The organism is Alkalimarinus alittae (assembly GCF_026016465.1).
Classification (GTDB): domain Bacteria; phylum Pseudomonadota; class Gammaproteobacteria; order Pseudomonadales; family Oleiphilaceae; genus Alkalimarinus; species Alkalimarinus alittae.
The window spans coordinates 1,948,509-1,972,418 of record NZ_CP100390.1; the positions used below are offsets into that span (position 1 = coordinate 1,948,509).

Annotated in this window: 19 protein-coding genes; 13 read left to right on the plus strand and 6 right to left on the minus strand. The window is 41.6% G+C overall.

Translation table 11 applies throughout. From position 1 onward, the window contains the following. Window positions 1-196: 196 nt before the first annotated feature. Together NKI27_RS08850 and NKI27_RS08855 are read right to left on the minus strand one after the other, a co-directional pair. Complete coding sequence (locus tag NKI27_RS08850; protein WP_265049299.1) at window positions 197-2,905, minus strand: LuxR C-terminal-related transcriptional regulator; 2,709 nt, start codon at window positions 2,903-2,905, stop codon at window positions 197-199. Window positions 2,906-3,064: 159 nt separating this feature from the next. Then, window positions 3,065-3,862 (minus strand): sulfite exporter TauE/SafE family protein, encoded by a 798-nt coding sequence (locus NKI27_RS08855; RefSeq protein WP_265049300.1) that lies wholly within the window; start codon window positions 3,860-3,862, stop codon window positions 3,065-3,067. Window positions 3,863-4,016: 154 nt separating this feature from the next. Between NKI27_RS08855 and cysB the strand changes: the two genes are divergently transcribed. Next, the gene (cysB, locus tag NKI27_RS08860; protein ID WP_265049301.1) at window positions 4,017-4,994 is read left to right on the plus strand and encodes an HTH-type transcriptional regulator CysB; all 978 of its coding nucleotides are present in this window, start codon (window positions 4,017-4,019) and stop codon (window positions 4,992-4,994) included. A 41-nt stretch (window positions 4,995-5,035) separates the two neighbouring features. Here the strand turns inward: cysB and NKI27_RS08865 are convergent, their stop codons facing one another. Continuing rightward, entirely contained in the window at window positions 5,036-5,764 is a 729-nt protein-coding gene (locus NKI27_RS08865; RefSeq protein WP_265049302.1) for a phosphoadenylyl-sulfate reductase, read from the minus strand. Window positions 5,765-6,023: 259 nt separating this feature from the next. Between NKI27_RS08865 and thrH the strand changes: the two genes are divergently transcribed. Further along, window positions 6,024-6,635 carry a bifunctional phosphoserine phosphatase/homoserine phosphotransferase ThrH gene (gene thrH / locus NKI27_RS08870; RefSeq protein ID WP_251812196.1) on the plus strand — a complete coding sequence of 204 codons (612 nt, stop codon included), beginning with the start codon at window positions 6,024-6,026 and terminating at the stop codon, window positions 6,633-6,635. A 64-nt stretch (window positions 6,636-6,699) separates the two neighbouring features. Here thrH and pabB read toward each other — a convergent pair whose 3' ends face one another. Beyond that, window positions 6,700-8,100: an aminodeoxychorismate synthase component I gene (pabB, locus tag NKI27_RS08875; RefSeq protein ID WP_265049303.1), complete on the minus strand. Its 1,401-nt coding sequence runs from the start codon at window positions 8,098-8,100 to the stop codon at window positions 6,700-6,702. A 238-nt stretch (window positions 8,101-8,338) separates the two neighbouring features. Here pabB and NKI27_RS08880 point away from each other — a divergent pair, with 238 nt between their 5' ends. From NKI27_RS08880 to NKI27_RS08900, 5 genes are all read left to right on the plus strand, one after another. Beyond that, window positions 8,339-8,923: a hypothetical protein gene (locus NKI27_RS08880; RefSeq protein WP_265049304.1), complete on the plus strand. Its 585-nt coding sequence runs from the start codon at window positions 8,339-8,341 to the stop codon at window positions 8,921-8,923. Window positions 8,924-9,129: 206 nt separating this feature from the next. Beyond that, the gene (locus tag NKI27_RS08885; RefSeq protein ID WP_265049305.1) at window positions 9,130-10,230 is read left to right on the plus strand and encodes a DUF6160 family protein; all 1,101 of its coding nucleotides are present in this window, start codon (window positions 9,130-9,132) and stop codon (window positions 10,228-10,230) included. Between the two features lie 217 nt (window positions 10,231-10,447). Next, window positions 10,448-11,254, plus strand: a complete 807-nt coding sequence (locus tag NKI27_RS08890; protein ID WP_265049306.1) for a DUF6160 family protein — start codon at window positions 10,448-10,450, stop codon at window positions 11,252-11,254. 176 nt (window positions 11,255-11,430) lie between these two features. Next, a complete protein-coding gene (locus tag NKI27_RS08895) occupies window positions 11,431-12,531 on the plus strand; it encodes a DUF6160 family protein (RefSeq protein WP_265049305.1) in 1,101 nt (366 codons plus the stop codon). Window positions 12,532-12,749: 218 nt separating this feature from the next. Further along, window positions 12,750-13,556: a DUF6160 family protein gene (locus tag NKI27_RS08900; RefSeq protein ID WP_265049306.1), complete on the plus strand. Its 807-nt coding sequence runs from the start codon at window positions 12,750-12,752 to the stop codon at window positions 13,554-13,556. 408 nt (window positions 13,557-13,964) lie between these two features. Here the strand turns inward: NKI27_RS08900 and NKI27_RS08905 are convergent, their stop codons facing one another. Together NKI27_RS08905 and NKI27_RS08910 are read right to left on the minus strand one after the other, a co-directional pair. Then, window positions 13,965-16,406, minus strand: coding sequence for a Calx-beta domain-containing protein (locus NKI27_RS08905; RefSeq protein WP_265049307.1), 2,442 nt, complete (start codon window positions 16,404-16,406; stop codon window positions 13,965-13,967). Window positions 16,407-16,670: 264 nt separating this feature from the next. Beyond that, window positions 16,671-17,333: a hypothetical protein gene (locus NKI27_RS08910; RefSeq protein WP_265049308.1), complete on the minus strand. Its 663-nt coding sequence runs from the start codon at window positions 17,331-17,333 to the stop codon at window positions 16,671-16,673. Between the two features lie 271 nt (window positions 17,334-17,604). On the opposite strand from NKI27_RS08910, the gene NKI27_RS08915 reads away from it, so the two are divergent. From NKI27_RS08915 to NKI27_RS08940, 6 genes are all read left to right on the plus strand, one after another. Next, a complete protein-coding gene (locus tag NKI27_RS08915; protein WP_265049309.1) occupies window positions 17,605-18,549 on the plus strand; it encodes a DUF58 domain-containing protein in 945 nt (314 codons plus the stop codon). Between the two features lie 13 nt (window positions 18,550-18,562). Then, complete coding sequence (locus NKI27_RS08920; protein ID WP_265049310.1) at window positions 18,563-20,638, plus strand: transglutaminase family protein; 2,076 nt, start codon at window positions 18,563-18,565, stop codon at window positions 20,636-20,638. Window positions 20,639-20,645: 7 nt separating this feature from the next. After that, entirely contained in the window at window positions 20,646-21,701 is a 1,056-nt protein-coding gene (locus NKI27_RS08925; RefSeq protein WP_265049311.1) for a DNA polymerase III subunit delta', read from the plus strand. An 89-nt stretch (window positions 21,702-21,790) separates the two neighbouring features. Further along, entirely contained in the window at window positions 21,791-22,141 is a 351-nt protein-coding gene (locus NKI27_RS08930) for a PilZ domain-containing protein (protein WP_265049312.1), read from the plus strand. Between the two features lie 67 nt (window positions 22,142-22,208). After that, complete coding sequence (locus NKI27_RS08935) at window positions 22,209-22,985, plus strand: TatD family hydrolase (protein ID WP_265049313.1); 777 nt, start codon at window positions 22,209-22,211, stop codon at window positions 22,983-22,985. Window positions 22,986-23,001: 16 nt separating this feature from the next. Next, window positions 23,002-23,874, plus strand: a complete 873-nt coding sequence (locus NKI27_RS08940; RefSeq protein WP_265049314.1) for an alpha/beta fold hydrolase — start codon at window positions 23,002-23,004, stop codon at window positions 23,872-23,874. The last annotated feature ends 36 nt before the right edge of the window (window positions 23,875-23,910 follow it).

Genomic DNA, 23,910 nt, shown 5'->3' on the forward strand with positions numbered 1-23,910 from the left:
CGACTGCTACCGCTTATTGTATGAGGCTGTAAGGCCAGCGCTCTATCATTAGTACAAATGGTTAGTTGATAAAGAAAACACAAGGCCTGAATTCGTGTTTTGTTCAACTCAATTCATCATGGTTTAATAATAAGGCTTAGGGGGGCGTAGTGTAATCGTCCAAAGGGCGTAAATTGAACATTTGTACCGTCAAAAGCTACAATAAACCGTATTCTCGGGCTTTTGCTAGCGCTTCTGTTCGGCTTTTTGCGCCGATTTTTCCATAAATATTACGAATATGTGCTTTTACTGTCGCAGGGGCTAAGAATAGCTGACTGGCGATAACTTTATTTGCTAAGCCTTCATTAATCAATGTAAGCACTTCTTGCTCTCGCTGGCTTAGCGGCTCTTGCAAAGTAGCCGTTGTTTTAGTCGGAAGTGTTTCAACTAATTTAACCTCTTTGTCTTGAGTGCTAATATTGAGAGCAGCATTAAGTTCATTTTTATAGCTATCTGGAATGCTCACGCTATTACCTAATATGACTAAGTCCCTTACCAGGCTGCCTTCATCACAAAAAGCTTTGATGATGCCTTCTTTTGAAGCAAGAATCATGGCCTCTGTTATCGCATCGCGAGATTGCTCGATATTATTCAGCTTTGAATATGCAATCGCTTGTAGAATCCAAAGCTCTATCAAGTGTTTAATGTGGTGGTCTTTTGTTGCTTCTTCACAAACTGCAGTCAGTTTAGTAATTGCTTTTTGGTAATGAGCTTGAGATATCAATACGCGTGCGACGGTGATATCTTGCTGCTCTTTATTGACTTGAGAGATAGAGACAGCGGCTTTTTCGACTGTTTTAACCCAGTGTTCAGCTTTTATGTTTTCGCCTAAGGCAAGATAACAGCGAGTTCTTAATGCATCGAGTGAAGGGGGTTCAAACATGAGTGAATCTTGCTTGTGTTCATAGACGTTAATAGCGTCATCGAGCCAAGTAATGGCCGACTTATAATCACCGACAGAAAAAGCCATGTAGGCTCGAACATACTGAATAAGAATATGTTGACCAGGTTCTGTTCCAACTTCTAGATGGTTTAACAGCGGGTTGATATACGACTCTGCTGTAGTCAGCTGGTTTTTCTCACGATAAATTTGTGCGAGGGCACAGTTTTGCCAGCAAGAAATTAATTTAGGTTGAGATGGATCATGATAGCCGTCTATCCACGATTGATTGCTCGTGCAAATTTCTCTTGCTAGATCGAGTTCACCTAGGTAATACAGTATCCAGCCTAGCAAGCCAGTACTTGATAAGACCGTAGTGAATCGTTTTTCATTTTTACCATACTCTATAGAGGCTTGTAGTGCTGAGCGGGCGGATGATAAATCGCCTTGTGCAAAACAGTCCATTCCTAAGCCATAATAGGTCACTGACTTTAATGGCATGTTGGAGTTATCTAAGTCATCAAGCACTTGTTGAGTCAGGTCAGTTGCACTTGCTAAATCGCTTTGAGATCTTGCTAGGTAAGAGCGAATGAGCGAAATTTCACTATGAAGCGCCAGTGCGTCTTGTGCTTCGGGGTGTGAGTCACAAACCCTTTTATCAAGAATGTCTTCAAGTCGATCGAGCAGAGGCAGTGTGGTTTCAATTTTATTACTAAAAAAGAGCGCCCAGACTTTTAGCATGATGAGTCGAGGGTGTTCATCTAGGGTATCGTCAGTAATATAAGACAGCCATTCTAAAACAGGAAGATGATAACCTTCATGGATTAAATTGTTGCCATGTACTTCAAGTGCTCTTGCGAGCCAAGACCAATCTTTTAACTGAATAAGCTGGTTGATTGCTTCATGTAATTGGCCTTGTTGAAGTAGCCAGTTAATGGCTCTTTCTTGAAATAGCACAAGGTCTTTTGGGTTGTTTTGTTTGAGGCGCTGTAATAAAGATTCACGAAATAAGTCGTGATATCGAAACCAGTTATTTTGAGTGTCTAGAGGAATAATAAATAAATTAATTCGGTTGAGCTCTTCTAGGTAGCTCTGGCTGTCATTACTTTGGCGTAGTGCATCACATAGCTGAGCGTTCAGTCTGATCAGGCAAGAGGTTTCAAGTAAAAAAGACTTGATGTTATCTGGCTGTGAATCAAGTATCTCACTAAGTACATAATCGCTAATTAACTTATGCTCGCCCGAATAATGACTAAATACATCGCTGCTAGATGCTGCAGTCGGGTTACCCTGAGTAGATATGGCTGCGAGTTGCATGGCAGCGACCCAGCCTTCTGATTTTTCTCTTGCAAGCGCAATATCTTCATCTGATAAATTCAGGCTCATATATTCATTAAAGAAAAGCCTGCTTTCGTCTATCGAAAAGGCAAGGTCATGGGCGTGAATTTCATCGACTATATTTCTCACACGCCAACGTGCAATAGGCAGTGCTGGCTCAACACGACTGGTTATTACCATTTGTATGTTTTGAGGTAAATAATCAATCAAAAATGTAATGGACTGATGAATCTCTGTATTTGTTATACGGTGGTAGTCATCAAGAATAAGATAAATAGGCGAGCTACTCGTAATGCTACAGATTTCATTTACTAATGCTGTAACGGCTGCTTCGATAGGTGTTTGGTTGTCGTTTAACAGTTTGAGAGATTCGACGCCAATGCTGTCAAAAGAGTTTGCCAGCGTGCCAATAATGTATTGCCAAAACCGTCTTGATTCGTTGTCGGGTTCATCAAGTGATAGCCAACTATAGGTGATTTCTTGGCTGTGAATCCATTGAGTAACGAGGGTAGTTTTACCGTACCCTGCAGGAGCTACTATTGTCGTGAGTTTACGCCCATGACGGTTTTCAAGACGACTTATAAGGCGGTTTCTTTCGACGCTTTTAGGATTGTAAGCAGGAGCTAAGAATTTAGTCTTTAACAGCATTAAGCGCGTTTATGTCCATATAGATAAAATAGGCAATACTAAAATTCTCCAATAATCAGCTCTGTTGTCAAGAAATTAAAGGACACACAGACTAAATATTTAAATAATCGGACATTTTGAGTACCTCACTCGCTAAACGTCAGGTACATCTGTTCATTATTAGAAGAATGCGTACTTTACACCAATTATCAATAAAATACTGGCGAGAGTTGGCTGTAGTACTTTATCAGGCAACCTTTTTCCTAACATTGTACCTAAATGTATGGCAGGAAGAGAGCCAATTAATAGACTGAATAAAAGAATAAAATTAACATTCCCTAACGATAAATGTCCGAGCCCCGCTATTAGCGTTAAAGGAACTGCGTGTGCGATATCCGTTCCAATGACTTTAATAGGGCTTAGGTGGGGGTATAAGACCAATAGAATAGCCGCCCCGAATGCGCCGGCACCGACTGAAGAAAGCGTTACACAAATACCGAGTAAAACACCCATTACGGTTGTTAGGCTATTGCGGTGTGTTGTTAAAAAAGAATCACTCTTTAATCTAGCTTTACTTATTGCCTGCAGACGTTTTTTAAACAATAAAACGATAGAGGTAAGAATAAGCATTACACCGAGAGTTGTGACAAGTACATGGGTATAAGTCTCAGAGTCCTCAAAATAAACGTTCAGCAATATAACGGTAATGATAGATGCGGGTATGCTGCCTCGTGCAAGTCGAAATACAACATCCCATTGAATAGTTGATTGCCGTTGATGCGAAAACACACCACCACTTTTTGTGATGGCGGCATAAATAAGGTCTGTACCTATCGCTATATGGGTGGGAAAACCAAAAAGTAGTAATAGAGGGGTCATTAAAGATCCGCCTCCAACACCTGTTACACCCACGGCTAAGCCGACACCAGCGCCCGCCAAAATATACATAATTGTATGAATTTCAAACAGTGTTTCCATAAAAGTGGTCTACACTACCTTTAATATTAAGGAATAAACAAAGATCATTAGCCAATTTATAGAGTTTGTTCTATTCTGAAAAGGAATATTTGTTTATATTTTTATTCCAAATTGTTAGGTTTGGGCAATTAATTCTGCAGAGATGGGAGGATGGATGAAATTACAACAACTACGCTACATATGGGAAGTAGCTCACCATGACCTAAATGTCTCAGCAACTGCTCAGAGTTTATTTACGTCACAGCCTGGAATTAGTAAGCAAATCAGGTTGTTAGAAGATGAGTTAGGGGTTGAAGTGTTTGCCAGAAGTGGTAAACATTTAACGCGAGTAACGCCTGCAGGTGAAACAATCATTAAGGTAGCGGGTGAAATTTTACGTAAAGTAGAAGGGATAAAACAAATTGCCCAAGAATTTAGTAATGAACGAAAAGGTGATTTAGCGATAGCCACCACCCATACACAAGCTCGCTATGCGTTACCGAATGTGATTCAAAGCTTTATTAAAGAATACCCTGAAGTTTCATTGCATATGCATCAAGGCACACCGATGCAAATATCAGAAATGGCATCTAACGGCACTGTGGACTTTGCTATCGCAACCGAGGCGCTAGACCATTTTTCTGATCTCATTATGATGCCCTGCTATAAATGGAATCGATGCGTTATCGTCCCTAAAAACCATCCGTTAACGCAGGTATCTGAATTAAGTCTAGAAGAACTGGTGAAGTTTCCACTGGTTACTTATGTATTTGGTTTTACTGGACGCTCTAAATTAGACGACGCCTTTAGCTCCAAAGGGTTAAGCCCAAATGTGGTGTTTACTGCTGCTGATGCCGACGTTATCAAAACCTATGTACGACTAGGTCTAGGGGTTGGGATAATCGCTAAAATGGCGTATGACGAAAAAGTAGACAGTGACCTGGTCGCTTTAGATGCCAGTAAACTATTTACCTCGAGTATTACCAAAATAGGCTTTAGGAAGGGAACCTTTTTGCGAGGGTATATGTATGAATTTATTAACCGGTTTGCTTCGCACTTAACCAAAGATATTATTGACGAGGCGTACCGGTGTCATAGTAATAAGGCTGAGTTAGAGCAAGTGTTCGAAGGGATTGATCTGCCGACTTATTGAGGTTATAAGGGCAGACTCATAGCTCTGCCCTTATATTAATACTATTTTTCAATGTTTCCGGCATGTAGCCCACATTCTTTATGCGTGGCTTCTTCCCACCACCAGCGGCCTTCACGTTCATGCTGATTAGGCAACACAGGGCGAGTGCAAGGCTCGCAACCGATGCTGATATAGCCTTTCTCATGTAGTTGGTTGTAAGGTGCTTCAGACATTTTAATGTAGTTCCAAACGTCTTCGGAACTCCAATTTGCCAGTGGATTAAATTTTATAAGCTTTTTGTCTGGCGTTGAAAATGCTTCATCTATTTCTACTACAGCTACATTTGAGCGTGTTCCTGGGCTTTGATCTTTTCGTTGTCCGGTTATCCATGCATCAACGGTGGCTAGTTTTCTGCGAAGAGGTTCAATCTTTCTAATACCACAGCATTCAGAATGTCCGTCTTCGTAAAAGCTAAATAACCCTTTTGCTTTAGTGAGCGCTTGTAGTTTTTCAGGTTGTGGTGACATGGTTTCGATGTCGATATTGTAATGATTTCTGACCTGATCGATAAATCGGTATGTTTCTGGGTGTAATCGCCCAGTATCGAGCGAAAAAACCTGTAGAGGATTGGCGAGTTTGTGGGCAAGCTCAATTAGCACTACATCTTCAGCGCCGCTGAATGATACGGCAATATTGTCAAAGCTAGATAGTGCAAATTTAATGATCTCTCGGGGGGATTTAGAGCTCAGTTCTTTATTAAGTGCTTCAATGTCGTGATTAAATGATGTCATTTGGGTTCTCGGTGTCGTAATCTCGATTTTGACTGACCTATATAGCGCTATACGCTATATAGCCATTATGTTCTATAAATAAGAGCTTATCAGATAGCGAGTTAGAATAAAAAAGAATAAAAAAGAATAAATTAATAGCTATACAGTATGTTAAATCAATAGTCAGTTTAATGAGGGCTTGCCACTCAATTATATTTCTATATTATTGTCGCCTCGAAACAAACTAAAACTATTTAATAAGTAACATTTGGAGTCTATCGTGGAACTGGCTTGCCTTGATTTAGAAGGGGTTTTAATCCCTGAGATTTGGATCGCTTTTGCAGAAAAAACCGGTATTGAAGAGTTAAAGGCAACAACACGCGATATTCCAGATTACGACGTATTGATGAAGCAGCGTCTTCGTATTCTTGATGAGCATGGTTACGGTTTGCCCGCCATACAAGAGGTTATCGGTGAGTTGGACCCTATCCCTGGCGCTAAAGAATTCTTAGATTGGTTACGTACTAAGTATCAAGTAGTGATTTTGTCTGATACGTTTTATGAGTTCGCTATGCCGTTGATGGCGAAGCTGGGCTTCCCCGCACTGCTTTGTCACAAGCTAGAGGTGAATGAAGAAGGGCGGATTACAAATTACTTATTGAGACAGCGTGATCCAAAGCGTCAATCAGTTAGAGCATTTCAGTTACTTAACTATCGTGTTGTAGCGGCGGGTGACTCATACAACGACACCACCATGCTTAAACAGGCTGAGGCAGGTATTTTGTTCAAGTCTCCGCAGAACGTTATTGATGAATTTCCGCAGTTTCCTGCTGTGCATGAATATGAAGAACTAAAAGCAGAGTTTATTAAAGCCAGCTTAGTACATAACTAAACACTTTTCTGTTTTGAAGGGTAAGTCGCGTGAAACCATGCGGCTTACCCTTACATCATAACGGTTAACTTAGTCCGCTCATTTTTTCCAGTTCATCCATTAGGTTCTTAACCTTAGTGATGGACTCTTGATATTCATCTTCGCAATTAGAGTCGGCCACAATACCTCCGCCACCCCAGCAGTAAACATTATCATCCTTGCATAGTAGTGTGCGGATACATATGTTGCTGTCAAAGCGACCATCAAAACCGGCATAAAAAATAGACCCGCAGTAAATGCTTCGCCGGGTAGGCTCAAGTTCTTCAATAATTTCCATTGCTCTAATTTTGGGGGCGCCCGTAATTGAACCGCCAGGGAATGCTTGTTTAAAAACTTCTAGTGCTGAGGTAGATTCTGGCTTTTGCCCTGTTATCGTACTCACGAGGTGATGTACATTGGGGTATGTTTCTATTTTAAAGAGGTCTGGCACTTTTACGCTACCTGGAATGCAGGTTCTATTAAGATCATTTCTTAATAGGTCAACAATCATGAGGTTCTCGGCGCGATCTTTCGTGCTATTTTGCAAGGTGTTAATGTGTTCTTCGTCCTTCTCTTTGTTTAAATCTCTTGGTCGAGTCCCTTTTATAGGCTTAGTTTGAACATTGTTACCGTCAACATTAATGAAGCGTTCAGGAGATAGACACAGGATTTGGTGGTCATCAAACTGCAGGTAAGCTGAGTAGGGCGTATTTATTTTATTATTAAGCCATGTGTAAGCTATCAAAGGGCTGCCCGCATACTCAGCTTGATGTCTATGGGCGTAATTAATTTGGTAGCAATCCCCCTCTGATATATAACGGCTTATTTGTGCAAATGCATTTTGGTATGTGTTAAAAGGCTCGTTCTGTTTAAAGGGGGTCTTTAAGTAGAATACACTCTGTTGAGGTTGGGGGTTACTTAGTGCTTCAAGTACTGAATATTTAACCGATTGAGGGCAGCTATCGGCAAACAGTAGGTAGGTTGTGTGAGTTTGTTTATCGTTGATTAAATTCCAGTGGTAAATCCCGCCGCATAAATCTGGGAGGTGGGTGTCATTAATCGTCGCTTCAGGAAGTGTCTCAAGTAATTTGCCATAGTCATAACTGGCATAACCAATGAACCCCAGCATTACAGGTAAGTGATTAAGTTTTTCAGGTGTTAGTAAAAGCGCGGGAGAGCCGATTTTATTGAGGTGCTTATCTAGCCATTCAAGACCTGACGGCATTTTGCTAGCTGAGGTTGTTTCATTTGTTGTAATCGATAATTGATTATTGTGTTCGCGCAGCTGGTGCGACGGTGCTGCAGACATAATATCGTAGCGTACGGATGTTTCAGGTTGATTCCACGTGCCAGATAGGCAAACAGCCCCCCCTAGTTTCTCAAGTAAGCCAATGGCTGTGTCTATGGGAATGTAGTGTGAATGTTCGGTAACACTTATCTGTGGCATGCTTAAAGGAACTTTTATTGAAAAAAACTATTTTAATTGAAAGTGTTAAATAGTGGTAGGCGTAACTAACGTTAGTTAATGTGGGAGGAAGTGACTACTGCTGTTAAATGATAAGCGGTTAATATATTAGGTTTTTTCGGTGATCAAGTTTGCGTTTGTTTATCATTTATATTGAAACTATATTTCTAATTACGTACATTCCTCTACTGTCTTAAACAATGATTTAAAGGTGTTGCCGGTGTTTATTAAAAATAACAAGCTTTTTAAAGTCACAATTGCGCTACTTCTCTCTATCCAAATAAATGTTGTTAATGCAGAAGAGGTATTAAAATTAGAAATAACAGAGGAAACAAAAGCAACCGCATTAAATAATATGAACTATTTAATGGCACAAAGTTTAGTGAAAGCGAAAGAAAAGCTTTCTAAAGATGGGAAGTTTTATCCATTTGGTGCTGCGCTGTTTGGTGGAGGAAAGGTTCGTTATGTATGGGCTGATGTCGGTGTTGAACCAGAGAAATTACCGTCACCTGCATTGGCTTTGCCGGCGATCAGAAAAACATTGCATGTTAATGCCGTCAATGAGCAGATAGTCGCCAGTGCTGTGTACTATATATTAGAAGATGAAAAATCAGATGGAACGATTCAAAGTAAGATTGTAGTAGAGCTTGAGCACCTTCCGGGTGTTGCTGTCGCTAGAGCTATCGAGTTCGAAACTGTAAACGGCGTGATTATGTATGGTAGGGCGGGTGAGCAAGAGTATTCACCTAAGGTGTTTTTTAAGTCTGACCTAGTGTTAGATGCTGGTTCAAAAACCGAAAAGTAGTTTAAAAACGCTGCTTTGTTAAAAAGTGTAAAATGGTCGTTGTTTTTATTTCATTCCTTCATATTGAGTAACAAAGTGTGACTATCTTCACGGAAGTTGACCGTAAACTACGTAGAATGATTTTCAACCAAGCAGCAAAACAATAAAACGCTGAGTGGTGTTATTTCAAATAACAAAAACAATTAAATTCTTTTAAGGAGAATAAAATGAAAGGCCTGAATAAAATTGCATTAGTAACAGCAATCACTGCTATCTCTGCTGGCGCACAAGCAGAACTTAAGTCTCTTGATGATGCTGTAATGGGCGAGATGACTGGTCAAGCAGGTTTGACTATCGATTTGACTGCTAACGTAAAAGTTGGCGAAATCGCGTATAAAGATGGCGGTTTCATCTCGATGACTGGTATGGAATTAGGTGGATCTGGTATCGTTACTGGTGACACTTCTAAGACTGCATTAGATAACATCACTATCACTGTAGACGTTGCCGGTGCTGGCGAATCAAACGGTGACTTCAAGTTCGGTCTTGAAGCACAAATCAATGACTACATCGCTGATTCTCCAGCGACTGGTTTAGCTGATCTTGCAGCACAAACTTCAGACCTTAAGCAGCAGCAAGCAATTGGTGCATACGCAGCTCACCGTGCAGGTACTTACTCAGGTACTCCTGGTGATGCAGACGTAACTTCAGTTGCACAGCTTCTTGAAACTGGCGCTGGCTTAGCTGATGGCGCAATCGCTGATGGCGATCTAGTAATCCACTTGGGTACTACTAACGGTTACGATGCAGCTAACACTAAGTTTGACGGCGTAGATTTTGGCTTCAAGCTAGGTGAGGTTGCTCTACGTAAGAGTGATTACGTTGTAGGTTCAAGTGTTGATCCACTTGCTCCAGCAGCAGCAGCTAACACTGTTCTTGTTTCTGGTATCGCGTTGGGTGGTAAGATCGGTCCTGTTGATATCATCATCGACGAAGATACTTCTAAGCTAGCAGTTAGTGCTTACTTCCAGGTTGAAGGTGGTGTGGCAGGAAACTCAGCCGCTAACGCTATGAAATTTGATTTCATGGATGTTGAAATCGGTCGTTTCGCTATGAACAACAGCCGTGGTGCTAACAAGCTAGCAACAGCTGGTTACGCTCACGCAGCAGCAGTTGTATCTGCTAGCGCTAAAGGTCTGTTCATTGACGTTAAAGACTTCTCTGCAGACATGGATATGGAAGATATCTACTTAGGTGGAACTTCAATCGGTAGTGTTTACATCACTGATCTAGAAGTTACTGCTACTATGGATGTTTACGGTCACTAAGATCGTACCATCAATGGTATAAGAAGAGGCCACCCATATTGGGTGGCTTTTTTTTGATAAAATTTAACGGATTAGTAAGTCTTTAAGGGTAAATTTTAGGGTTACTGAGCTGTTAAATGCACTGGTTGCGGGTTCTTTATTACTGTATAGGGGAGTAATGCTGTAAGGCTGCAACCATTGAGCAAGCATCAATAATAAAAGGAATATGATGATGAACTTGAATAGTAAACTATTCGTGTCGATGCTTTCTATCTTGCCTGTTGTCGCACATGCGGACATTCAACCACTTGATGATGGTATGTTGGGTGATGTGACGGGTCAGGCAGGTATATCCATTGATCTAAGTGCAAAAGTGAAAATGGGAGAGTTTCGGTACACAGATGGCGGTAGTATCGCAATAGAAAATATTCTAATTGGCGGTGCTAACAAGCAGAAGTATTTCAATATCGATTGGGGGCCAGGCTCTCACTCGGGTGATATGCTTGATGGAATTAAGCTTGATATAGACGTAGCGAATGATGGTGATTTGTGGATAGTGGCTAAGCCGTTGCCCGCTTACGGTAATTTGGTCGATTTTGGTGTGTCGACAGGCGCTTGGAGGCTCATGCAGTCTACTGGGATTAGTCACACTACCTTATTGTCGAGCCTAAGTTTTACCGGTGTTGCGTCCGAGTTAAAGATCAGAATAGATGAAGCCACGAGTGTTATTAATCTCCAGGCAGGTTTTGGTATTGATGACCTAGATGTTGAAATTGATTTCTTGGGTATCGGTATCGAAGATGCTGTTATTGCAGGCACAGGTTATATCGAGAATATGGAAGTGAGTAGTTACGGTGTATCAGATTTGATGATGCCGGTTAACTTAAACATCTATAAAGGTAGTAAAGGGTTAAAGTTTGATGTGGTTCAGTTTGAGGCCGACATTGTTCTCCCTACTATTAATATAGGTGGCGCCTCAATAGGGTCTGTTTATGTAAATGACCTTCAGTTAAATGGTTCTTCGTTTGAAATTTATGGTCACTGAGCTGTAGGTTATGATTATATTATTTATCATTGAGTAACAAAGTGTGACTATCTTCACGGAAGTTAACCGTTAACTGCGTAGAATGATCATTAACCAAACGGCAAAGTAAAAACAAATCAAAAGCCGAGCGGTGTTATTTGAATAACAAAAACAATCTATATTTTAAGGAATATAATATGAAAGGCCTGAATAAAATTGCATTAGTAACAGCAATCACTGCTATCTCTGCTGGCGCACAAGCAGAACTTAAGTCTCTTGATGATGCTGTAATGGGCGAGATGACTGGTCAAGCAGGTTTGACTATCGATTTGACTGCTAACGTAAAAGTTGGCGAAATCGCGTATAAAGATGGCGGTTTCATCTCGATGACTGGTATGGAATTAGGTGGATCTGGTATCGTTACTGGTGACACTTCTAAGACTGCATTAGATAACATCACTATCACTGTAGACGTTGCCGGTGCTGGCGAATCAAACGGTGACTTCAAGTTCGGTCTTGAAGCACAAATCAATGACTACATCGCTGATTCTCCAGCGACTGGTTTAGCTGATCTTGCAGCACAAACTTCAGACCTTAAGCAGCAGCAAGCAATTGGTGCATACGCAGCTCACCGTGCAGGTACTTACTCAGGTACTCCTGGTGATGCAGACGTAACTTCAGTTGCACAGCTTCTTGAAACTGGCGCTGGCTTAGCTGATGGCGCAATCGCTGATGGCGATCTAGTAATCCACTTGGGTACTACTAACGGTTACGATGCAGCTAACACTAAGTTTGACGGCGTAGATTTTGGCTTCAAGCTAGGTGAGGTTGCTCTACGTAAGAGTGATTACGTTGTAGGTTCAAGTGTTGATCCACTTGCTCCAGCAGCAGCAGCTAACACTGTTCTTGTTTCTGGTATCGCGTTGGGTGGTAAGATCGGTCCTGTTGATATCATCATCGACGAAGATACTTCTAAGCTAGCAGTTAGTGCTTACTTCCAGGTTGAAGGTGGTGTGGCAGGAAACTCAGCCGCTAACGCTATGAAATTTGATTTCATGGATGTTGAAATCGGTCGTTTCGCTATGAACAACAGCCGTGGTGCTAACAAGCTAGCAACAGCTGGTTACGCTCACGCAGCAGCAGTTGTATCTGCTAGCGCTAAAGGTCTGTTCATTGACGTTAAAGACTTCTCTGCAGACATGGATATGGAAGATATCTACTTAGGTGGAACTTCAATCGGTAGTGTTTACATCACTGATCTAGAAGTTACTGCTACTATGGATGTTTACGGTCACTAAGATCGTACCATCAATGGTATAAGAAGAGGCCACCCATATTGGGTGGCTTTTTTTTTGAAAAAATTTAACGGATTAGTAAGTCTTTAAGGGTAAATTTTAGGGTTACTGAGCTGTTAAATGCACTGGTTGCGGGTTCTTTATTACTGTATAGGGGAGTAATGCTGTAAGGCTGCAACCATTGAGCAAGCATCAATAATAAAAGGAATATGATGATGAACTTGAATAGTAAACTATTCGTGTCGATGCTTTCTATCTTGCCTGTTGTCGCACATGCGGACATTCAACCACTTGATGATGGTATGTTGGGTGATGTGACGGGTCAGGCAGGTATATCCATTGATCTAAGTGCAAAAGTGAAAATGGGAGAGTTTCGGTACACAGATGGCGGTAGTATCGCAATAGAAAATATTCTAATTGGCGGTGCTAACAAGCAGAAGTATTTCAATATCGATTGGGGGCCAGGCTCTCACTCGGGTGATATGCTTGATGGAATTAAGCTTGATATAGACGTAGCGAATGATGGTGATTTGTGGATAGTGGCTAAGCCGTTGCCCGCTTACGGTAATTTGGTCGATTTTGGTGTGTCGACAGGCGCTTGGAGGCTCATGCAGTCTACTGGGATTAGTCACACTACCTTATTGTCGAGCCTAAGTTTTACCGGTGTTGCGTCCGAGTTAAAGATCAGAATAGATGAAGCCACGAGTGTTATTAATCTCCAGGCAGGTTTTGGTATTGATGACCTAGATGTTGAAATTGATTTCTTGGGTATCGGTATCGAAGATGCTGTTATTGCAGGCACAGGTTATATCGAGAATATGGAAGTGAGTAGTTACGGTGTATCAGATTTGATGATGCCGGTTAACTTAAACATCTATAAAGGTAGTAAAGGGTTAAAGTTTGATGTGGTTCAGTTTGAGGCCGACATTGTTCTTCCTACTATTAATATAGGTGGCGCCTCAATAGGGTCTGTTTATGTAAATGACCTTCAGTTAAATGGTTCTTCGTTTGAAATTTATGGTCATTAATTGACTATTTAGCACTAATACCAGAAGGGGGTAACGCTTCTGGTATTTTATTGTCTATCTATCCCGCCTATTTTTAATGGAATCAGTCTCTAGTCGCCATGCTACCATTACCCAATACCTTTGCTTAAAAGGTCTCTCCCTGTCTTAAGTTTATATTGAAAACTCTATCAAAAAAAATCAATTATAAGAATAGAGTGTTAATTTAGAATGCAGCACTTAGCCACTAAAACTTTGAGATTAAAGAAGGGGTGGATATACGTTTCTAGTTTGGATTTAGCGGTAGGGTAGCGTTGTGCTTGATGGCTAGGTTGCGTTTAGAATGGTAGGTGTGAGGTGTGAGGTGTGAAGAATAGGTGCGTTTAGTGCCTGCACCTATTCTTTTTATTCTTTTAGCGATCAACAAGGTGATTATTCGGTTAAGTTCTTACCGTTCGAGCTGAAGGGTGTAATGTTGTAACTGGTTGGGCCGCCGTTATTAGTTTCCCATAGCACCATGACTTTATTTTTGTCAGAATCTAATGAGATTACTTGGTCATCTGCTCCGGTACCAAACTGAGATCTCCACATAATGTTGCTCTTCAGCGCGCTAGAGTCGATAGCAATCAAGGTTGCGTCGGGCCCCCCTTTAGTGGTTTCGCCTGTTAAGGTGCCCTCAGTTAGGCCGCCAATATACGACTTCTCATCAAAGCTGCTGATGGATGTCGTTGTTTCTGGTGCAAAATTGTCTCCCCACGTAACGGTATCCGATTGACTATAAGCGGTATTAAAGGCTATATAATAGCCGTCAATTGAGTTTCTAGGGTTGTTGGGGTCGATGGTGTTTTTATCAATCAACGTAAAGTCCCCCTCACTGTATCCTGCAACTCTTATCAAGTTGTTGTAAGCGGTAACGCCTGTTACTTGATCATCGCTTATAGTGCCGAACTGGTGAATGTTTTTGGTTGTTCCGTCATCATTAATAGCGACTATAAAGCCGTCAATAGATGATCCTGCGTTTGAGCCTTGAAGTGTGCCTGTTGTGGTGCCTACAATAACGTGTGATATGCCATTGTAAGTTGCACCTGTGGCGATGTCATTGCCTCCGCTACCGATTAGTTTTGTCCACATATCACTGCCATCATCTTTATCAAGTTTGGCCATGAATGCATCTTTGCCGCCTGCGTTAGTGTTACTGGGTAATGAGCCTTCAGAGTAACCATAGACAATAACGTCTCCAAGAGGGTCAAAATAAACGCCTGTTGGCACGTCATCTTTATCTGTACCTATTTGTCTTTCCCACACTTTTTCATAGTAATCTTTTGATTTCTTTCGGGTGTATTTTCGTACAAAAATATCTTTTAAGCCAAGGTGCGTTTCGCCTGCCGTTTCACTTATTTTCCCGGTTGTTTCTATGACTACAACCAAGTTGTTGTTGCTGCCGGTAAGCATATAGTCCATTGCTACTGGGGTGTCGTCTCCTGCAGGAGCTGTGGATTCGATAGTGCTATCGTCTATAGGGTTGGTAAACGGGTTGGCGTTTGATCGACGGTCTAGAAACAATATCTCAACATCTTTTGTGGCGTTGTCGATACTGTTGAGTATAACTACGTTGCCATCTGAGTCGGTGATAAGTGCGTGTGATTGCTTATTGTCGACTGATGAAGCTGTTTGTTTGATGTCGATCCATTCGTTAATGGTAATGTTAAGTGGGACTAGCTCAAAGATATCTGATACATCGGTTTTTATAACGATTGTTTCATCAAGCCCTTTTGATGTATCGATGGCATCTGGATCGGTCAGAATTTTAACCGAAAATGTTTTTTTAGTGGTACCTTTTTCAAATGTCAGTGTTGTTGAAGATAATGTGTAGTCATCTGCTGTTGCAGTCGATAGTTTTTCATCGGCAAAAACCTCGACAGATACCTGGTAGTCAACGGCTTCAGACAGTGTTACGTCATATTTTTTGCTGGTTTCACCTTCGCTAAGCACAATGTCTTCGCCTGTGAAGTCTACGCTGGGTTCATCGTCTACAATGTTAACTTTTGCTTTGCCTGGTCTTTCATGCTCAACCCAGCCTTCTGTTGCCTCTATGAGTGTTAGATCAAACGACTCAGTAGCTTCGATAATATTATCGTCAAAGATATCAATAGCAAATAAGCAGGCTTGTACACCTGCTTTAAGGGTTACAAATTTTTCTTCACTGTTATAGTCAATATCTGCTTGGGCACTACGAATGTTGCTTATGTCTCGTGAGTCTTTCGAGTCGGTGAAGGCGGTGGTTATACTGACTCTTAGTGTTACATCTGAAACAGATGGTTGTGCCATTGTGACAAATATAGGTAGCGGGTAGGCTGTTTTTCCGCCCACTGTTTTTGGCTTTAAAGAGGGAAGTTTGCATTCTTTGTCAAAAACATCTTCGCCTATTTCTTCTGCTTGAGCACCTTCTACCACCTCGACTGTGGCCAGTGCAAAATCAACTTTGTTCTTTTGAAGCGTGACTTTATAGCTAAACTGTTGGCTTCTTGAGCCGTCAGTAACTTCTAGGGTGATATTGAACGGTGTATCTTCATAGGTGTTAAAGTTTTCACCATTTTCAAGTTTGGGTACACCGTAGATTCTAAATGCAGGTTTTGCGCCATTCGTGCTTTCGATTTTAAGCCATTTTGGGGCGTCTATTATTCGGTAGGTGAGTATTTTGTCTCCGCCGTCTGCACCAAACTCATACTCATAGAGTACGTCTATATAAGCAAGCTTTGGTGGTGTGCCCAGAATGCTGGGGGTGTCGGCGCTTTTAGTCTCGCTGCAGGCGCTTAATAAAGATAAAACCGCCAAAAATGCTAACGATATGGCCCAACGAGAAAAAGATCTCATTTATAACTCCATGAATAAACATATTTTAATTATAAGAATGTCCTATTACTCTGATGGTATTAAATACGCCAAAATTCAGCCACTATTATCTTTGTGAAACAATTATTGGTTCACATTAAATGGTAATGGAATTCAATTTTTATAGCTTTAGCGACAATTTTATACAGAAAGTTGGGGGCGAGAGAGGTTGTTGAGAGACGTAGTGGGTAGTCAGTAACGCTAAGAAAGCACCATAAATGGATTCTTAGCGTTAATTGAGGGTTTTTAGTTCTTGGGTATATCAATCGTTAAATCAAACCCGCCACCTTGTCGTGGAACTAGGAGAACAGGGCCTTCGTTAATGCCTTGTGGTAGATTGATGGTGTTAACCCCAGGTAGATTACCAATAGAGAACGTTAGTTGGTCTTCGTTTCTGCTGATTCCCAAGTCGTTTCCAACAGGGGCGTAACTAAAGTTTTGGGTGAGATCTATAAAATCTAAATCTGGTCGTTGAGTATAAGGAATATCTACATCAGGAACCTTCGGGCGTAGCGCTTCTATTTGTGGTCCTGTAGTCGAAAACGCAAGCTCCCTTAGTTGCTCTTCTGTGTTTAGAATAGCGCCTGTGGTCTGTACTTCTGTTTCATATACCGCTTGCTCAAATTCTAGCAGCTCTTCCTCTTCAGACTTTTCTGGTTCTGCTGGAGAAATGGTGATGCTCCCTAGTGTTTTCTTTTTTGCTTCTTGTTTCTTTTTCTTAGGGGTTACTATAATGGTAGAGTCTTTTATGTAGGTTTCAGTTAGCTCTGAACTGGTGAGTGACTTTACATCGGCAGATGCACCAGCAGATAGTAATGCTGTCAGAGTTGAAACACACAAAACAGCACTGCCTCCAACAAAAGCATTGTTTTTTGCTTTAGTGATGATTGATGTTGTTTTGTTTTTCATGAACGTTCTCTTGTGTGATTTGAGTCGTATAAGATGTTTTTGATGGTTTGAGCCTCTTAGGTCAGCTTAAATGCTAACGATATACCAAGAACACTCTGATACTGCTATCTATTAATACATCTCCTATACTCTCCAGTATTTGGCTTATTCAAATCTTTTTCAAGTGATGACTTATCATATTTTGTTATTAAACGTAAAGAAACCAGTCGATAACAGTAACATGTTGACTTTGTTATAAATAATTAACTGATTTGAGGCGATTATCCTCGCTATGAAAGCATTGATGAGAAAGACGTTTTTTCAATGGGTTGCTCGACGGAGTCCTGTGTCAGATATCAAGACACTTACTCAGCGGAATGTGTATATTTTCCCGACTAAAGAGGGCGGTTTGTTTGTAGGTTTGTTGCTGTTATTGTTGCTGACGGCAATTAATTATCAGAGTAGTCTCGTTTATCTTTTTACTTTTTTGTTAGGTTCGCTGTTTGTGTTCTCGATTATTTTTTGCTTTAAAAACTTATCGGGGCTTCACTTGTCTTTAGTAGCGACAAATGAATGCTTTGTTGGCGAAGAGGCGGTTTATTCATTTGCGCTAAAAAGTAAGCCTAATCAATACTGTGAATCTTTATTCTTCAGCGTGCCTAACCAGCCAATTAAGAAAGTTGATATTTCAGCATCTGAGGTTGCCGCGGTTGCGCTAACTATACCTGCGACTCATCGAGGGCTTGTTTCATTGGGACGAATACGATTAGAAACGGTATACCCTTTAGGTTTGATCAGAGCCTGGACATGGTTAGCATTTGAAAAGCAAGCACTGGTTTTTCCAACGCCGCTAAAAGGTGATCGATCACTTGTTGAGGCTTCTAGTGGTGATGATTTTGAAGAGGGTGTAAAGGTAAAGGGAGAAGATGAACTCTCGGGGTTGCGTGATTATGCGCTAGGTGATTCGCCTAACCGTATAGCGTGGAAGCACTATGCATCAAAGGGAGAATTATACGTCAAGGAGTTTGATGGCGTGTCCTCATCTACTTGCTGGCTTAACTATTCTGATTACACTAGCGGTAACAAAGAACAACGACTCAGCTATTTATGCCATGATGTGCTTGATTCTCATCGAAAGGGGGGGCGTTTTGGAATGGTCTTTCCTGGCGGCGTGGTAGAGCCTTCGTCAGGCGATAATCATAAAATGCAATGTTTACGCGCTTTAGCCTTAGCATGATGGACACACACTAATGCAACACAGTCATGATAGCTTAATACCCAGAAACGCATTGTTTGCCTTGTTAGTGGCGTTTTTTGCAGTGATGTTGCCTCATTATTCGAATGTGTCTGCTTGGTTGGCGATATCATCTGTCGTGATTGCATTATTAAGAGTGGGGATTTACAAGGGCTGGTTGCCTTACCCTAATGCTCGCGCTAAGACGTTATTGGTTTTTATTGCCATTGCTGCTTTTTATATGACCTACCGGCATCAGTTTTCAGTTGAGACTGCTGTAGCCTTTTTTGTGATGTCGGTATCGCTCAAACTTATTGAAGTTAAGTTTGCTAAAGACTGTTATTTGTTCGTATTTATACTGCTCTATCTTTGTGCTTGTCAGTTTTTGTTTTCTCAGACGTTTATTACAGCGCTCTATCAAATTTCAGCTGCGTTCGTTGCGTTATCGGTATTGTTTTCATTGCATAAGGGCACGTTAACAATACCGCGCAAGGTTAGAGTTATTGAGGTCACTAAATTGATAATGGTTGCGGTACCATTGGTCATTGCCATTTTTATGTTTTTTCCAAGAATTGCCCCTTTATGGAGTATCCCTTTATCAACCGGTAAGGCATATACAGGCATCAGTGATTCGATGTCCCCAGGCCAGATCGCAGAACTAACACAGTCGTCAGCTAGAGCCTTTAGAGTTGAGTTTTCGGGTGAAATTCCTGCTAAAAGCGAGCTGTATTGGCGCGGTTTAGCGCTAGATTTTTTAGAGGGGGATACATGGCGCTCTAGTGAGTATTTGGCGAGATCTTTTATGGGGCGGTTAAATGAAGTGCGGACTGATGATACTGAAGGGCAACCTAGTTACACTGTTCTGATTGAGCCCACCGATAAAAAGTGGGCTTATGGGCTTGCAGGCTCGGAAGTGGCTTCAAGTAATATATTTATGAGCGAGCGGGGGTATGTTCGGTTTAAAAGTAATGTAATTCAGCCTACTCGTTATAAACTATCTTATGATTTAGGTGTATTAGCATTAAATCAACAATCCTCAAACACAGAGGCACCTGTACGGGCGCTTAGCGCTAAAGAAATGAAGCGTTATTTGCAATTGCCGTCTACAGGAAACCCTCAAACGCGTGCTTTTATTAAGGCGTTACTCGCGAAAGACTTGAGTCAGGTCGAGTTAACAGAATACCTGATGAGCTATTTCAGAGAGCAACCTTTTCATTATACGCTCCGTCCACCTCGTACCAGTGGCGCTTTCTTTGATGATTTTATGTTCAGTACTCAACGCGGTTTCTGTGCGCATTATGCGGGCAGTTTAGTGTATATGCTTAGGTTGGCAGGCATTCCGTCAAGGGTGTTGGTGGGTTATCAAGGGGGGGAAATTAATGAGCAAGAAGGTTACTTAATGGTTCATCAGTATGATGCACACGCGTGGGTTGAGGTTTGGCATGAGAGTACGGGGTGGTTGCGTTATGACCCTACGGCCATGGTCGCACCTGATCGTATAGAGCAGGGGCTTGAAGAAGCAGTCCGAGATGAAGGTACTTTTTTATCAGATAATGCCTTTTCGTCTGCTCGTTATAACAGAATAGAACTCGTTCGGTGGATGCGTTTACGGTTAGACTCAATTAACTACAACTGGCAGAAATGGGTGGTAGGGTATGATGGGCAAACGCAGTACAAATTTTTAAGTCGATGGTTGGGTGATGTTTCGTTTAAATCGCTGGCATTGATAATGGCTGTTTTGGGTGGCGTAATGGTCACCTTAGCCTTTGTCGTTTTGGGTTATAGTAAAAAACGAAGGACGGTCGACAAAGTCGTGCTAGAATTCGAACGTTTTTGTTCATCACTTGAAAAAATTGGAGTAAAGAGGGCGGTAGGTGAAACCCCTAAGCAGTTTACCAATCGATTAGTGGGTCGTTTTCCTCACCATAAAAAGAGCCTTGATTATCTGTCCGACTGCTTTTATTGGTTGCAATATGCCTGTGACGAAAATAAGCCTGATGAAGTTAGCCTCTTAAAAAGTATGAAAGAAAAAAGAAAAACCCTTGTTAGGGATATTAAAAATCGTCGCTTGAGAACGCAGAAACCCGCGTAAGATCTTTATGAATGATAATTTAACCAATACCACTGTCAGTGGTCTTCCTGATTTATACTACCCTTGGCAGGCTTCCCAGTGGGATAAGCTCACCACTGTCTTTTCCAGTGGTCGTTTACCGCACGCGTTAATGCTGAGTGGTGTGGGCGGAACAGGAAAAACATTATTTGCCGATACACTTGCTAACTTGGTGTTATGCGAGCAGGCGTACGATAATAACCAAGGGAACCCAGGGCCAGTACCTTGTGGGCGTTGTAAAAATTGTCATTTAGTACAGGCAGAGGCTCATCCTGATATTCGGTATTTTTCACCTGAAGAAAAATCGACCATCGTCAAAGTTGATCAAATTCGACAATTGAATGAATATATTTCTAAATCAAGCCAGCAGGGCGGTTACAAAGTGGCGATTATTCACCCTGCAGAGGCTATGAATACAAGTGCAGCCAACGCACTTTTAAAGTCTCTAGAAGAGCCTTCTCAAAAAACACTTATTATTTTGGTCGTTGATCATCCTGGTCGTATGCTGCCAACGATTCGGTCGCGTTGTCAGGTTGTTGATTTTCCAATGCCAAATCATCAACAGTCGATGGCGTGGTTATCGCAAGCGCTACCTGAAAGTGCGCTGCTCGAAGACTTGTTACTCCTAGCTGCAGGAAGCCCCATTAAGGCGGTTGAATTAGCTGGCAGTGAGGCGGTTGCGCAGAAACAATCGATGATTGCTGATCTTGCAAAAGTCTTAAAACGCGAGGTTACGGTGGTGTCCGTGGCCGCTAAATGGCAAAAATATGAGCTGCAACTTGTTTTGGCTTGGAATGTTACGTGGCTTCAGCAGCTGATACGTTTTTCTATGACCAAGGACGCACAGTTAGTAAAAGATGATACACTTTTAAAAATGATCCAGTACTTAGCTGAGAAACATTCTGCTGCTCGATTTTACGAGCTACTCGATAAGGTTCAAACAACGTGCGATTTAGTTGCACGTAAAACTAACCCTAATCACCAAATATTGATCGAAAATGTGTTAGTAGGGTGGAGTGAGCTAATGCAGAAGACGCCAGCTTAGGTCGGTATCTAGTTGTTAGCTCTGGAATAAATTCTGTATTTATCTACAATAAACAGATATCTAAAATAAAACTATAGGAAGAATGTGTAATGCCACCTGGCTTTGGTGCTCGTAGCGGTATACTAACCCTAACAATTAAAGACAAAGCAGTACTTTATGCTGCATACATGCCGTTTATTAAAAACGGTGGATTGTTCATCCCAACTTCAAAAAGCTATCATCTTGGGGATGAGGTTTTTCTATTATTAAACCTAATGGATGAGCCCGAAAAGATTCCTGTCGCTGGCAAGGTTATTTGGGTAACCCCAAAGGGCGCTCAAGGCAACAGGGCTGCAGGTATTGGCGTTCAGTTCAATGGCGAGGACGAAACCGCCAAAAACAAAATTGAAACCTATCTTGCTGGGTCACTTAATTCAGACCGTCCAACTCATACTATGTAGTTGGTATAAGTATTTAATTCGAAGGCCGGTTGACGCGTGTTGCTGGCCTTTTTTTGTGGAGTATTTAATGTTTGTTGATTCTCACTGCCATCTTGATCGTTTAAAGCTTGAAAAATATGAAAATGGGCTTGATGGTGCTATTGAAGCGGCACACGATGTCGGTGTAAGCGAGATGTTGTGCGTTGCTATCGATCTTGAAAACATTGATCAGGTGTTAGCGGCAGCTGATGCTTATGACAGTGTCTATGCATCGGTCGGTGTTCATCCTGGCACAGATGTAGGAGAGGAGCCTACGTTGGAACGTCTGTTGGCCCTAGCAGATCACTCGAAGGTGATCGCAATTGGTGAAACGGGGCTTGATTATTACTATAGTGAGGACCGTAAAGATGAGCAGCAGAGTCGATTTTCTGTTCACTTGAATGCTTCTAAAATCTGCAAGAAACCTGTCATCGTACATACCCGTGATGCAAGAGAAGATACTTTAGCGATTATTGAGCGGGAAGGTGACATTGATGTGGGCGGTGTTCTACATTGCTTTACTGAGAATTGGGATATGGCGAAAAGAGCCATTGACTTAAACTACTATATTTCATTTTCAGGTATCGTCACGTTCAAAAATGCTGAAGCGCTACGCTCCGTAGTGAAAAATGTTCCGCTTGAGCGAATTTTAATCGAAACAGACTCCCCCTATCTGGCGCCCATCCCTCATCGCGGGAAACCTAATGAACCTAAGTATGTTCCTGAAGTGGCTCGCTGCATTGCCGATCTGAAAGGAGTGAGTATTGAAGAGATCGCAGAGATTACTTCAAACAACTATCGCACTCTATTTAATCGACGTGCTTAATGTATAAGAAGATGCAATGATGGCTTTTGTGGGTAAGACGATAAATACTGATCGAATAAAGCTCGCATACGTTGAATCAGGCAATCCTGATGGTATTCCTGTCTTAGCGATTCATGGATGGCTAGACAATGCAGCGTCTTTTAGTCGTTTATCCGAGAAAATGGATCTTTCTAATATTAGATTAATAGCCGTTGATTTACCGGGGCACGGCCTTAGTGATCATCGCGACAAAGGTCAGATATATCACTTAATGGATTATGTCGTTGATATTGTGGGGTTAATTAAGTCGTTAGCGCTTAATCAGGTTGTTCTACTTGGCCACTCGTTGGGTGGAATAATTTCGTTACTTACAGCCAGTGCAATACCGAGTAAGGTTGGCCAATTAATATTGCTCGATTCTTTTGGACCTATGGTTGATAAAGAAGATCAAGTGTCAGAGCAGTTAAGAAAAGCGATTAGTAAAATTTGTCTCTCTACCCCTCGCATGCCAGCTGTTTATCACACCATTGATGATGCGGTTAAGGTGCGACTCGGGGGGTTCGGCAAAATTGAACCTGATGCTGCTCGTGTGCTTTTAGAGAGAGGGCTTATTAAACGGCAAAACGGTTATAGTTGGGCAACAGACGCTCGTCTTAGAGAGCCTTCTCTGATTCGCTTGTCTGAGCCTCAAGTGGAGGGTTTTATGAGGGGGGTTGAATGCCCTGTATGTCTTATTGCTGCCTCAGATGGCTATGTCTCTCTTGAGCCTAAGTATAACCCTAGGCTGAGTTATATAGCAGCCCTTGAGACGCATAAAGTGTCAGGTCACCATCACTTTCATTTGGACGGTGATGTCACTAAGACGGCTGATATTATTAATAAATTTATTACGTTTAATGCTCACAATTAAAATAGTTAATGAGTAATAGTGATTTGTTGCGTAAGG

Bases quoted from the DNA above. Each gene is read 5' to 3' on its own strand.
- NKI27_RS08850 (WP_265049299.1), bottom strand. From the start codon at position 2,905: ATGCTGTTAAAGACTAAATTCTTAGCTCCTGCTTACAATCCTAAAAGC.
- NKI27_RS08855 (WP_265049300.1), bottom strand. From the start codon at position 3,862: ATGGAAACACTGTTTGAAATTCATACAATTATGTATATTTTGGCGGGC.
- cysB (WP_265049301.1), top strand. From the start codon at position 4,017: ATGAAATTACAACAACTACGCTACATATGGGAAGTAGCTCACCATGAC.
- NKI27_RS08865 (WP_265049302.1), bottom strand. From the start codon at position 5,764: ATGACATCATTTAATCACGACATTGAAGCACTTAATAAAGAACTGAGC.
- pabB (WP_265049303.1), bottom strand. From the start codon at position 8,100: ATGCCACAGATAAGTGTTACCGAACATTCACACTACATTCCCATAGAC.
- NKI27_RS08885 (WP_265049305.1), top strand. From the start codon at position 9,130: ATGAAAGGCCTGAATAAAATTGCATTAGTAACAGCAATCACTGCTATC.
- NKI27_RS08895 (WP_265049305.1), top strand. From the start codon at position 11,431: ATGAAAGGCCTGAATAAAATTGCATTAGTAACAGCAATCACTGCTATC.
- NKI27_RS08905 (WP_265049307.1), bottom strand. From the start codon at position 16,406: ATGAGATCTTTTTCTCGTTGGGCCATATCGTTAGCATTTTTGGCGGTT.
- NKI27_RS08910 (WP_265049308.1), bottom strand. From the start codon at position 17,333: ATGAAAAACAAAACAACATCAATCATCACTAAAGCAAAAAACAATGCT.
- NKI27_RS08915 (WP_265049309.1), top strand. From the start codon at position 17,605: ATGAAAGCATTGATGAGAAAGACGTTTTTTCAATGGGTTGCTCGACGG.
- NKI27_RS08920 (WP_265049310.1), top strand. From the start codon at position 18,563: ATGCAACACAGTCATGATAGCTTAATACCCAGAAACGCATTGTTTGCC.
- NKI27_RS08925 (WP_265049311.1), top strand. From the start codon at position 20,646: ATGAATGATAATTTAACCAATACCACTGTCAGTGGTCTTCCTGATTTA.
- NKI27_RS08930 (WP_265049312.1), top strand. From the start codon at position 21,791: ATGCCACCTGGCTTTGGTGCTCGTAGCGGTATACTAACCCTAACAATT.
- NKI27_RS08935 (WP_265049313.1), top strand. From the start codon at position 22,209: ATGTTTGTTGATTCTCACTGCCATCTTGATCGTTTAAAGCTTGAAAAA.
- NKI27_RS08940 (WP_265049314.1), top strand. From the start codon at position 23,002: ATGATGGCTTTTGTGGGTAAGACGATAAATACTGATCGAATAAAGCTC.